The organism is Pseudomonas eucalypticola (assembly GCF_013374995.1).
Classification (GTDB): Bacteria; Pseudomonadota; Gammaproteobacteria; order Pseudomonadales; family Pseudomonadaceae; genus Aquipseudomonas; species Aquipseudomonas eucalypticola.
This window is the reverse complement of sequence record NZ_CP056030.1, coordinates 2,101,472-2,114,313: the sequence shown is the minus strand read 5'-3', so window position 1 is coordinate 2,114,313 and position 12,842 is coordinate 2,101,472. Positions and strand designations below refer to the sequence as shown.

General features: G+C 59.9%; 4 protein-coding genes and 2 pseudogenes. 2 read left to right on the top strand and 4 right to left on the bottom strand.

The features are described from left to right. The first annotated feature begins 66 nt into the window (after positions 1-66). Both HWQ56_RS09775 and HWQ56_RS09770 read left to right on the top strand, forming a co-directional pair. Positions 67-2,511, top strand: coding sequence for a TonB-dependent siderophore receptor (locus HWQ56_RS09775; RefSeq protein WP_176570312.1), 2,445 nt, complete (start codon positions 67-69; stop codon positions 2,509-2,511). Between the two features lie 679 nt (positions 2,512-3,190). Further along, on the top strand, positions 3,191-4,387 hold the full coding sequence (locus HWQ56_RS09770; RefSeq protein ID WP_060501916.1) for an IS256 family transposase: 1,197 nt from the start codon (positions 3,191-3,193) through the stop codon (positions 4,385-4,387). A 132-nt stretch (positions 4,388-4,519) separates the two neighbouring features. Here the strand turns inward: HWQ56_RS09770 and HWQ56_RS09765 are convergent. From HWQ56_RS09765 to HWQ56_RS09750, 4 genes and pseudogenes are all read right to left on the bottom strand, one after another. Further along, positions 4,520-4,864: pseudogene (locus HWQ56_RS09765) on the bottom strand (GNAT family N-acetyltransferase); the annotation flags it as partial. Between the two features lie 191 nt (positions 4,865-5,055). Then, positions 5,056-5,409: a gamma-glutamylcyclotransferase family protein gene (locus tag HWQ56_RS09760; protein WP_176570311.1), complete on the bottom strand. Its 354-nt coding sequence runs from the start codon at positions 5,407-5,409 to the stop codon at positions 5,056-5,058. An 80-nt stretch (positions 5,410-5,489) separates the two neighbouring features. Then, positions 5,490-5,947, bottom strand: a pseudogene (locus HWQ56_RS09755) (IS5 family transposase); the annotation flags it as partial. Between the two features lie 92 nt (positions 5,948-6,039). Further along, on the bottom strand, positions 6,040-12,684 hold the full coding sequence (locus tag HWQ56_RS09750) for a DUF3320 domain-containing protein (RefSeq protein WP_176570310.1): 6,645 nt from the start codon (positions 12,682-12,684) through the stop codon (positions 6,040-6,042). Positions 12,685-12,842 lie beyond the last annotated feature (158 nt).

Sequence of the window (12,842 nt, the reverse complement as noted above, 5' to 3'; positions counted from 1 at the left end):
ATTTTGCCAACTCGTCCGGGATACCTCTTGAACCCCATTCGTCATTTCAAGAAGGACTCCCACGGCATGCCGATCTCATATCCCCGCCCCCAGCAGCGCTCGACATTGCGCCCGCTGCTGCTCAGCTCGCTGCTGGCCAGCGCCTGGCTGCCCTGCCCGCCGCTACAGGCGGCTACCACGCAGCAGGAAACCAACCGTGACTACAGCATCGCGGCCGGCGACCTGGACCCTGCGCTGAACCAGTTCGCGCAGGCGTCGGGCATTCTGCTGTCGATTGACGGCAGCCTTACCGCAGGCAAGCGCACCGGCGGCCTGCAGGGGCGCCACGGCGTGGTGGATGCGCTCGCGCGACTGTTGGCCGGCAGCGGTCTGCGCAGCGTGCAGCACGGCGATACCTGGTCTGTGGAGGCCGTGCCCCAGCGCGATGGCAGCCTGGAGCTGGCGCCCTCCTCAGTGGTGGCCAGCGCGCTGGGCGCGACCACCGAAGGAACCGGTTCCTACACGACCGGCTCCACCGCCACCGCGACGAAAATGGCCATGAGCCTGCGCGAAACACCGCAGTCGGTGACAGTCATCACCCGTCAGCGGATGGATGACGAGAACGTGCAATCGCTGGACGACGTCGCCAGGACCACGCCCGGTATCACCTACACCAAGATCGGTACCGAGCGCTCTACCTATTACGCCCGCGGCTTCGAAATCAACGACCTGCAATTCGACGGCATTCCCACCAATGTCTCGGAAAACTACTCGATGGACGTCATGTCCACCGCCAACATGGCCATCTACGACCGGGTGGAGATCGTGCGCGGGGCCAACGGCTTGATGCAGGGCACCGGCAACCCGTCGGCGGCCATCAACCTGGTGCGCAAACGGCCGACCCGGGACTTTCGCCTCAGCGCGGAGCTGGGTACGGGCTCCTGGGACAACTACCGCAGTCAGGTCGACGTCTCCGGCCCGCTCACCGACGACGGGCGCGTGCGCGGGCGCGCCGTGGCCTACTACAACACGGCTAACAGCTTTCGCGACGGTGCAGGCAAGGACAACCAGTTGCTGTATCTGGTGGGCGAAGCCGACCTTGATGACGCCACCACCCTGACCGTGGGTGCCACCCTGCAGCAGGACCGCAACAACGGTTATGACTGGGGCGGGCTCAACACCCGTGTCGACGGTTCGTTCTACCCGCTGTCGCGTTCAGCCTCGTTGGCCGGCAAGTGGGCGTACCTGGACAAGACCAATTACACCGTCTTCAGCGACCTCACCCACCAGTTCGACAACGACTGGAAACTGACCCTGGCGGTGAACGCCATCAGCTCCGACGCGCAGTTTCTTTCCTCGTACCCGGCGCGGGTCACCAGCAACACCAGCGGCAACCAGTACACCCTGCCCATTTCCAAGGTGGGTTACGACGACCGGCAGTACGGCTTCGACCTCTACGCTACCGGCCCCTTCAGCGCGCTGGGGCGTGAGCATCAGTTGGTGTTCGGGGCCAACCTGCGCCGCGATGATTTCGACGCTGCCATCTACAAGGCCACCAACACGCCGTCCATCGACATCACCTCATTTGACTGGGACAGCATCGCCACGCCCATCGTCAACCCGGCCAGCCGCGCCGACTACAACTACGTGCGCAAGGAAAAAGGCGTGTACGGCGCAACCCGGCTGAGCCTCACCGATTCGCTGAGCCTGATACTGGGCAGCCGCGTGAGCTGGTCCGATTACGCCATCGACAGCCCCTCCACCGTAGACAGTTACAAGGAAAACCGTCACGTGGTGCCCTATGCCGGGCTGGTGTTCGACCTGGACACCCACCACACGCTATATGCCAGCTACACCGAGATCTACAAGACCCAGAGCTACTTCGGCGTGGGCAACAAGCTGCTGGCGCCCATCGAAGGCGAAAACTACGAAGCAGGCATCAAGGGCGAGTACTTCGGCGGCCGCCTCAACACCTCCTTGGCGCTGTTCCAGACCAACCTTACCCACATGCCGGAAGCCATCGCTGGCGCCAGTACCTGCGGCGTCACCGGCACCAGCAGTTGTTACGAGGAAGGCGGCAAGGTTCGCAACAACGGCTTTGAAATCGAGATCAATGGCCAGCCCGCCGAAGGCTGGAACCTGGGCGCCGGGTTCACCTACAGCGACCCGGAGTACGTAGCGGGCAAGAACAAGGGCACCGACTACTACACGCGTATCCCACGCCGACTGCTGAAACTGTCCACCGACTATCGCTTGCCGGGCAGCCTCAATCAGTGGCGCGCGGGTGGCGAGGTGTTCGCGCAAAGCCGCACCTACTCACAGGCCAGTACTTACGACATCGAACAAGGCGGCTATGCGCTGGTCAATCTGCACCTCAACTACCAGATCGACGAGCACTTCAACGTGCAGTACAACCTCAATAACGCGCTGGACCGGACCTATTACCAGACCTTACCGACCTCGAACAACTTTGGCGGTTTGTTCTATGGCGAGCCGAGAAATTTCGCGGTGACCTTACGCTATCAATATTGAGTGGGGCCCTCTTCGGCACCAGCGCCCTGCAGGTGCTAGAGCGGTTTTGCAAGCAAGGCGAGCGACGCGGTAGCTGAAAACAGGCCGTTGCAGGCCAGAAGCCCCGTTTCCCACTCGCCACGGCAATGTCGATGCCGCTTACGCCAAGGCCGTTGTTTACACGATGTACGCTTCAGGCCGGACGACGGTTGATCCGTCGCCCGGTGTTGAGTGAAATGTCCCCACCTTGCCCATCAAAGGAAATGCCTCCTGCAGTTTTGGGAAATGCTTGGAGTGCCGCTTGATTCTGTCCGTGCCACGTAAGCGTCCGCTCAACACACCTTGCCTAGTTAGACAGGTGCCTACCTGTCGCAAGATTGCACTCCAGTCGACTGCGCGTTTGCATTCGATTTGACCTTTCATTGTGAGCGTCCGGCGACCTGACCTAGGTAATCGGCGCCGATCGCCCGAACGCAGGAGTCTCGTAATCTGTTTTCCCGGAACGCTTACGCGAATACCGCAACCCTACAGTTAACGTACCATCACCAAGTCTCGGTGGACATCATCGCCGCATTGATCGTGTCCCAGGAAGTGGTGTAACTAAACCAATCGAAGGCGCCCTGCGGGCGAAAGAGGTTGGTCATCGTGGTTTTTGGCTAACGTTGAGTTTGCGGACTTAACCTTCACCAGAGAAACCACGATGACCAAGCCCACTATCGCATTGACCGAGTTGGTTGAGAAAGGGGCAGATGCTGATCTGCTCAAGCAAATGATCCAGTTCGTTGCCCAGCGCATGATGGAGTTCGACGTCGAAGGCCTGTGCGGCGCCGGCTTCGATGTCAAAAGCCCAGACCGGACGAACAGCCGCAACGGCTACCGTGATCGCCTCTGGCAAACCCGCGCTGGCGATGTCGACCTAAAGATCCCGAAACTGCGTCAGGGTAGCTATTTCCCCGGCTTTCTAGAGCCACGCCGTACTGCCGAGAAGGCTATGGCGGCGGTGATCCAGGAGGCCTATATCCAGGGTGTTTCAACGCGTTCAGTGGACGAGCTGGTCAAAGCCATGGGCATGACCGGCATCTCCAAGAGCCAGGTGTCACGGCTGGCTGGCGAGATTGATGAGCGGGTCCACGCCTTCCTTGATCGCCCACTTGAAGGCGACTGGCCCTATCTCTGGATCGATGCTACTTACGTCAAGGTGCGGGAGGCCGGGCGCATCGTCTCGGTCGCCGTCATAATCGCCGTGGCCGTGAACACCGATGGTGGCCGCGAAGTCCTGGGCATGCGGGTTGGCCCTTCGGAAGCCGAGCCGTTCTGGACAGACTTCCTGCGAAGCCTTATGCGGCGTGGCCTGCGTGGCGTAAAGCTGGTCATCTCTGACGCCCACGAAGGGCTCAAGGCCGCTGTTTCCAAGGTCTTCAACGCGACTTGGCAGCGTTGCCGCGTGCACTTCATGCGCAACGCCATGGCCCATGTCGGCAAGGGGCAACGCACCATGGTGGCGGCGCTCCTGCGTACGGTTTTCGCCCAAGACAGCCGTACCGAATGCCATCAGCAGTGGCGCCTGGTCGCCGATCAACTGCGCGAAAAGTACCCCAAGATCGCAACGCTCATGGACGGCTGCGAGGATGAAGTGCTGGCGCACATGGCGTTTCCCAAGGCGCACCGGCAGCAGTTGCACAGCACCAATCCACTGGAGCGGCTCAATGCCGAGATCAAGCGCCGCACCGATGTCGTGGGTATCTTTCCCAACGATCCGGCGATCACACGGCTGGTAGGCGCGATGCTGTTGGAGCAGAACGACGAGTGGTGCCTGCAACGGCGTTATATGCAGTTGGAGGCCTTTGAGGCAGTCAGCGATAATCCACAGGCCAAGCTGTCGGCCGTGATCAACTAAACGGCAAGCTCTGTGGCCAGAACCGCGATGAGTTACACCACTTCCTGGGACACGATCGCCGCATTGAAAACTGGTTTCTCCAACTGTCAGATATCCATTACGTTGGTAGAAGCATATTGCGCGGGTATTCTGATCATTAACCGTAAGCCGGATACGATCTGAAATACCAGTAAGCGTTGCAGCTAAGAGGAGTTGTGCGGCACCGGTTCCATGGTGTTTTGAATCGACATAGCATCGCTTCAACTCAGGGATGCCATCCGCCAATGGGATGTTTAATCGATCTGGTTTGTAGTCAACCAAACTGAAGCCCACAATATCTCCAGCTTTCTCCAACACTCGCACCTCTTGGCTTGACGAATCCAGTGCGATCTGAAAACAACGCGCGGTCAGATTTTCGCTGATGTAGCGCTCCAGTTCTTCTGCTGGAGTGTCAGCTGGGCACGCCAATGAAAAGGTAGCCCTCGCGATTCTACTCATGCCCACACAGTCACCCATTATCGCTGGACGCATACGCATACATCGCTCCTTGGATGGGTAGATATTAGGTAAGTGTTCCGAGAACACACATGGCAAATCCCAGCATTCAGGTGGCCAGTGCCGACCACTCAGAAGGTCGACTTTACCCGGAATGCTGGGCTCACTATGCGCCAATGAATTTCTTGAGGTTGTTAGGCCTTTACATACACCCATGCCGTCAACCCGGAGACGAGCCCCACTGCAACACGCTTGTAGTCGGAAACCTCGTAGGCGTCCGCTGCACGTAGCTCTTCTGGGGTTATCTGGAAGACCATGCCTGGAACAGTCTCTTCAGGGTTTGCACTAGGGATGACTATTGGATGGTGCGTTTTCCCGCTGGTGGCAATCACCTCCGGGTCAGTAATTTCAACGTAGGACTCTTTGTAACCGGCCATGTGATCCGGCTGCCCGGTTAGCTCTCGGCCAAAGTTGGCGACCTGAACGGCCTTGTCCTGCAAGGTGCCATAAGAAAATAGCAAAATTTTAAAGTCCTGATGCAGCGTCATATTCCTTCCTTTCGGTTATCCATCACAAAGGCAAAACGTCCGCTTGGTTAGGACGCTCAACCCGGCGCCCACCAGCGTGGCAGAAGCAGCCTTATATCAGTCGCACGATGTGTCGGCAGCATGTGGATTTTGGTTGCCAGGCCACCGCGACTGCGGCCTAAAGCGTGATCGGCAGGCTCGTCAGCCCCCCTTTTTTCCCGGCGCCAGAATAGGCTCGGGTTGAACGTACTGCGGTTGAGTCGATCATCCAGGTTTGCACATCAATCAAGCCTTGCTCATTCAATCTCAGGTGCGAGCGTTTGAGCATCTGATCGAATATGCCCTGGTTTCGCCAGCCCCGAAACCGTTGATACACCGTTGACCACGGGCCGAAGTGTTCCGGCATATCTCGCCATGCAGCACCCGAGCAGAGCACCCAGGCAACGCCATCGAGCATCAGGCGGTCGTTCAGGCGGGGCCGCCCCCGGCCATGGGTTTCGGTGAAGAGATCGGCAACCACAGTCCAAGCCTCATCCGAGAGTTCGTAACGCTTTGCCATCACAGGATTCCTTTCCGTAGATGGCCGGAAACTCTACAAAATTTCCGGTTGCAAGGGACACTGATTGGGTTTCTCGGGATTTCGTACAGAGCCTAGTCCCCTAGCCGCCGAACCGCCCGCTCAATCCGCGCCCGCCCCGCATGCGTCAGCTTCTGCACCCCCGCCTCGCGCGACACCGCATATACCAACGCCTCCCCCGATAACCCACGCGCCACCATTTCCTCTACCAGCGCTCCGAGCTCAGGCAAGCAAATTTCCATCAAACTCCGAATCGCATCTTCTTCATCCGCCCCCCGGAAAACAGCCAAGCCATCGTGCTCCAGCGCTGCCGGCCAATAAAACACGCCGACCTGTTCTTCCTCATGAGAGCGGAAACGTCCTTTCGCCAATTGGTCGACACGATCCCGAATCCGCGACCCTGTACGCACCCAGCCATGGGCCCGTGCGATGCGGCGCGCCAGCACCGTGTCGAGCACGGGGCCTTCTTGATCGATTACATAGGTGATCATCTGCTCAAGAACCGGGGTGTATCCCGCATCGAAGAACCGATCCGGGTCCACGCTGTCCACTGCCTGAGCCGGGTCTACTTCGCGGTAAACCGGCCGGGCAACCGTGAGCGCGTGCAACGCTGGCGCGAGAGCCGCCGCAGATGCAGGTGCAGGCGCCGCGGCGCCTGCATAAAGCAGCTGTGGCAATGCGCCGTCCGGATCATTGGCACCCGGCGCCTGCACGTCTGGCGCCAGTACTTGCCCCACCTCATCGGCAATGGCGATAGCCTCGGCCACCGCAGCGTCCACCTGCTGCCGGGCGGCTTCTTGAGTGGCATCTATCTGTGCCTGTTTAGCGCGAGCGTTCGCCAGCAGCGCCGAAAGGCTCTGATGCACTTTTTCCGCTGTACCGGCCGCGTCCACCCACCAGTCCGTCGACCAGATGCGCACGATATCCCAGCCCAGGCCGCGCAGCACGTGTTCACGCAGTTTGTCGCGGTCACGAGCCGTGGCACTGCGGTGGTAAGTGGCGCCATCGCATTCCACGCCTGCCAGATAGCGGCCAGGCGCGTCGGGGTCGACTATCCCCAGGTCGATGCGGAAGGACGACACCCCTATCTGGGTGTGAACCTGCCAGCCTTTTTTCACCAGCACCGCGGCAACTGCTTCTTCGAACGGGCTGTCGAAGCCGCCCACGCTGCCAGAGTTGGCCTCGACCAACGCGGCTGCGCCACGCTCGGCGAATTCCAGGAAGTGCTTGAGGTCTTTGACGCCGACGGCTTGTGTGCGAGCCAGGTCGATATATTCGGGACGCAAGCTGGAGAACACCAACAGTTCATGCCGAGCCCGGGTAACGGCCACGTTAAGCCGGCGCTCGCCACCTTGGCGGTTCAGGGGGCCGAAGTTCATCGACATGACGCCCGCTGCATCCTTGGCGTAGGTGATCGAGAAGTAGATGATGTCACGCTCATCACCCTGCACGCTTTCCAGGTTCTTGACGAACACCGGCTCAAGTTCGGACTCGGCAAAATACGGCTCCAGCGAAGGGTCTTTGCGGCAGGCATCATCCAGCAGGTCGTGGATGAGTTTCTGCTGCTCGCCGTTGAAGGTCACTACGCCCACGGTTTGGCCAGACGCCCGGAATTCGGGAGATTTCAACCTGGCGACCAGATGCGCAACTAGCGCCCATGCTTCAACGGGGTTGGTGCGAGACCCGCCTTTCTCGTACACGCCCGCCACCGGACACAGCTTGACCGCTTTGTCAGCCGTATGGGGGGATGGGAACGTGACCAGTTTCGAGTTGTAGTAACGCTGGTTGGAGAACGCGATCAGGCTCTCGTGGCGGCTGCGATAGTGCCAGTTGAGGTTGCGAGTGGGCAGGTTGGCGCTGATGCATTCATCGAGAATACTTTCCAGATCAGCTTCAACATCTTCATCTTCAGCCGTGGATTCAGCGCGATCAAAGAACGAGGTCGGCGGCAGCTGCTTCGGGTCTCCGACCATCACCACCTGGCGCCCGCGCGCCATGGCGCCGATAGCGTCCCACACGGGGATCTGTGAGGCCTCATCGAAAATCACCAGATCGAAGGGTGCAGTACCAGGCGGCAGGTATTGGGCAATCGATAGCGGGCTCATCAACAGGCAAGGCGTCAGCTTGGTCAACGCCTCGGGAGCCCGACTCATCAGCTCACGCAGAGGGATGTGCCGGGTTTTCTTGCCCATCTCGTGGCGCAGCAGCCCCCATTCCGAAGATCGGCTGACGCTGTCCTGGCTGGGCAGGTCCGCGCACAGCCGTGCCCGTAGCCAATCACGAGTCAACGCGGTAAAGCGGTCATCCAACACGCGAAAATCGCGAATGCGCTGTTCGTGTTCAACGCTGACGAAGGTACGAATCACGGCTTCGTTGTCGACCGTCGCGTTCAACCACCAACGGGCGTAGTTCACTTCGAGGTGGCGGCGGACACTGGCGACGCCGGTGCTGCCGACTTCCATGGATTCCACCAAGGTGCCCAAGCCCAGCATATAGGCTTCATCCCGAACCTTGCGCCAGGCGCACCAGGATTTCAGACGCGGCTCGGACAGGATGACGGTATGGCAACTTTGTTTGAACGAGTCCAGGGTCTGCTCGACGACGGCCGCCGCTCCCGGCCCGGTGAAATGCCCTACCGTGACGAACTGGTCGGTGCGCTCCGCCAATTGCGCGAGCCTATCGCGCAAGGCTACCCCGGCCAGGACAATGGAGCCCTCAGGTTCAAGAAGTGCATTGCCATCGCCGAGCAACGTGCTCAATGGCGCTTTGTAGGCTGATATCTGCTCTGGGTTCAGCGCCAGCTTGGCGAGGGCAGCGGCAAGCCGTGACTGAAATACAATGGCTTGACGGGCGTGCTCAAGCTTGGTTTTAAGGTCGCGCCACAACGGAATCGACTCTTTTAAATCCACCAGATCAGCCAGCTGTCGTTCGACCCCTGACCGCTGGCGAAGCAGCTCGAAGTCAGCCTTCAGCAGGGCACCGCAAGTACCGGCCTCAACCAGTGAGTGCTCGTCTGACAGCTTGCCGCGCTCGACGATTTCACGCTTGTCGGCCTGGAATTTAAGCGCCGCACAGAGCCCATCGACGTAAGTATCCAGCCCTTTCCACAAGCCGTGTACTTGCTCGTCGAGGGAACCCAGTTCGACCATTTCACCATCGAGCCGCACTATTTTTCGTAGTCGGCTGAGCTCTGCTTTTAGCGCTTCGCCCAGATGGCCTTGGTCTACCGCTTCCAATCCTTCATCCGTCCAAGTGTTGTTGCCCTTCTGCGCGCTGATCGCCTGCTGCAATCGAAGGCTGACTTCCAAATGCAATGCATCCGACTCGGCGCCCTTCCAAACCGCAGCCGCTTCGCCGGTAGGTTCGAGCGCGTTGATGGCCTTGCGTACGACGCGAATCTGGCTCCAGATATCCAGGTCCTTGCCCGCATCCAGTTCACCCGGCGCTGCTTGCGTAGCCGCCAGCACGGCCATGATTTGCCGCTTGGCAAACCAGGACTTGGGCCAAAAGGTGGCTTTGGCCGCATTCCATTGCTGCTGTAGCTGATCGATATTCAACGCTTCGACGGAATCGGCATAATTCACCGACAACTGCTGCCTGAGCGCCGCTATCTGCGCCAACAAGCCAATCGCCTGGGTCAGTACCGTCTGGGTTGATTCGGACCAGACCGGGCCCACCTGCTCCAAAGTCTCACGGCGCTGCTGGAGTAGGTCCAAGGCGTGCTTCGCTTGGGTGACGACCGCTGACGGCCAGGGTGCCGAAAGGCCCGCGCTCAGTTGACGATGTTGTTCGATGTGTTCGCAGCCCTCCCCCAACCGCTGGGCCAAGGTACGGGCATCGGGCCTCAGGGCGAAGCGCCAGTCGTGGCCTGCGGCTTCTGGCAGAACCTCGGACAAGGCTGACAAGCCTTGCAGGCCGGTGGGTGTGAGACTTGCTGAAGGTAACCCGGTCAACCCGATAAACTTATCTGCGGCGCGCTGCACGGCCTCGACGGCCGGAATAGCGTCGCGCGCAGCTTGTACAAATTGCTGTTGCCAGTGGGGTGACCAATCTGTCTGCCCGACTACAGACAGTGCATGGCCTGCAAGTTGGTCGAACCCGACAGCCTGGGCGTTGACCTCCAACCGGTCGCCTACTTCACGCAGATCAAGCAACGCCTTGTGGTCGTGGAACTCCGGGGTCGGCCACGCCAACGAAACATGCGGCACGTCTACGCCGCCAGTGACGACACCAATGGCTTCATAGATGGAGTAACCGTTACGGTGGCGGCGGTGCAGGCGCTCCACATACAGGTTCAAGCTGTCTCGCAGCGCACTCAAACGTAGCGCTTCGGCTTCCCACGCGGCGGTATCGACCTGCCCCTTGGCTTCCCACGCGGATTGCAGCTGAGCCAGCACATCGGTTTTCCGTGCCTTGCTGGAGTGGACCTCCAAACAGAACTCCCCAAGGCCGATTTCCCGAAGCCGGCGGTACACCACATCCAGCGCCGCGATCTTTTCAGAAACAAACAGCACGCGGCGGTTCTGGGCGATGGACTGCGCGATCATGTTGGCGATGGTCTGGCTTTTACCCGTGCCTGGCGGGCCGATCAGCACGAAATCCTTGCCCTTGGAGGCGGCCATCACCGCGGAAAGCTGCGAGGAGTCGGATGGCAGTGGGCAGAACACGTCGGCTGGACCGAAGTCACGGTCCAGTGCCCGGGCCTCAGGGAACGTCAGGTCAGAAGCGAACGAGTCTCGCGGCGTGTCCAGCAGGTGCTGAACCACCGGACTTTGCCGCAGGTGACCCTCGTTCTCCGCCAGGTCCTTCCACATCAGGTATTTGGCGAACGAGAACATCGACAGCACTACGTCTTCATTCAGCTCCCAACCTGGTACGTCCTTGATCGCATGACCGACATGCCGCCAGATTCCAGCGATGTCCAGGCCTGAGTCGTCGTGGGGCAGTTCGTGCTCGAGCGAACCGAGCCCAAGCTCGAAGTCCTGGCGCAGCATCTCGATAAGCGTAGGGTTGAAGCGTGGCTCATCATCGTGCAACACGATGGAGAACCCAGACCGGGCACTCCTGCGTTCAAGCGTAACGGGGATCAACACCAGAGGAGCGCGGTAGCGTTGGTCGGCGCGATCCTCGCGTGTCCAGCTGAGGAAGCCGAGTGCCAGGAATAGCGTGTTAGCCCCACCCTCTTGCAACGCGGTTCGGGCACCGCGGTAGAGTTCGGTGAGCCGTGAGTCCATCTCCGCACTGGATAGCGCGACGAAGACTTCTCGCCGCTTCAGCGCATCCTCCGCATGGCGACGCCGCACATCTTCCCGCTCACGCTGTTCGTAGAGCGCACGCTCGCGAGGGTCCGCGCCGTCCATCAAGTCTGGGCGGGTCAGCAGGCGAAGTGATTGGCCACTGGCCAGGAGATCCTCGAGCGCACCCGGGTCTGGCGCTTCGAGCTTGAGGGCGCGCTTGCCGGTCTTGAAGTTGAGCAGGTTATTCTTGAGGGAAAGGTCCAGAAGCTTACGCTGCCAGCGGCCCAGGCGGTCTGCCGGGTCCAGTTTGGAAACATCGACGTCTGCTACCTGAGCGTTATCGACTGGCAAATCCGCATTACTTTCAACGCCAAGATTCGATATTCCGGTCTCATCAGTGTCAACGGGACGCGCACCTTGCGCTTCCGCGCTAGCAAGCGGTTTGATGCGCTGTAGCCGTGCTCGCCGAATATCCAACAGCATTTGGAATGGCACTTCCGCGTCTTCGGCAACCTGAAGGGTTCCCCGCTCCGCCGCATAAGAGAATGAACAAATGGGGTGCTGGGTAATAAGGGTCGTCTCGAACAACACCAGCTCTTTTAGCTTTACCCGCTTGCGGATAGTGGTAACGTCGTCGACGAGCGCCGTGGTGAACTCCTCGGGCTTGAGCCACAGGCCGGCGAAAGCATGGCCATGCGTAAAGACCATCACCGGGTTCAGACCTGCCTGCTCCAGTGCTGCACAGAAAAACAGCGCCAGGTCCAGGCACGTAGCCAAGCCGCTATCGGTTACTTGGCTAGGGCTGCGGACCTTTTGACCAAACTGCTCGAAACTGGCGGGCGGTAGCGCGTAGTCCAGCTTCATGCGCGCCACGGCAGCCCAGATCGCCGAAGCCAACTCCCACGCCCGCTTGGCGCCACCTTCATAGCCATCCAAAGCCGAAGGCCTGTCGCTTTTGCGCAACACATCCGCCGCCTGCTTGAGCAAGCGCTCAACGGCGCTGTCGTTCGGCTGCACAAAGGCGGCGGTCATGTCCGGTATGTGTGCCAGACCACCCCACTGGTTGCGAGGTAACAGTTCAACCACATGCTCAGTGCGCAGCACCTCTGTGCGGCCAGCGCCGGCTTCACGGTCGTCGGCTTCAAGCAAGAAAGTGAAGGTTGAGCCTTCTGCTTCTGTCAGACGCCCGAGCAATGCGCCGTCGAGCACCAGGTCTAGGCCGGGAATGATCTGGAATGCTCCTGCACTGATCTCATCAATGCGCCAGATCTTGGGTTTGAACACCGCTGGCGACGAAGTCAGGGTAAGCGTTGCATTCAGGTAACGCTTATCCGTTTCGTTTAGAATCCGCAGTTCGCGAATGACCGGGATAGCGTTTTGGAAATCTGCCAGGTTAAGTTTGGAAACCAGCGTGGCGAGGATTTTGAGTTCTTTGGGCAGCGGGGCTTCAGGTGCCGGAACAGGCTGAACGGAGTCGTCCATGTGCAACCATCCTTGTCATGGTGCCCAAGGGAGTGCGGACGAGCGCCCGATCTTGGTAGGCCCCGCTCAGGCTAGTGGCGCGATGATAGCGCTTCTTGGGTGGGGTGGTAATCAGCCTTTGGTCGTCAGACGCGTGTTCTCTAGCAGATCACCCGGCA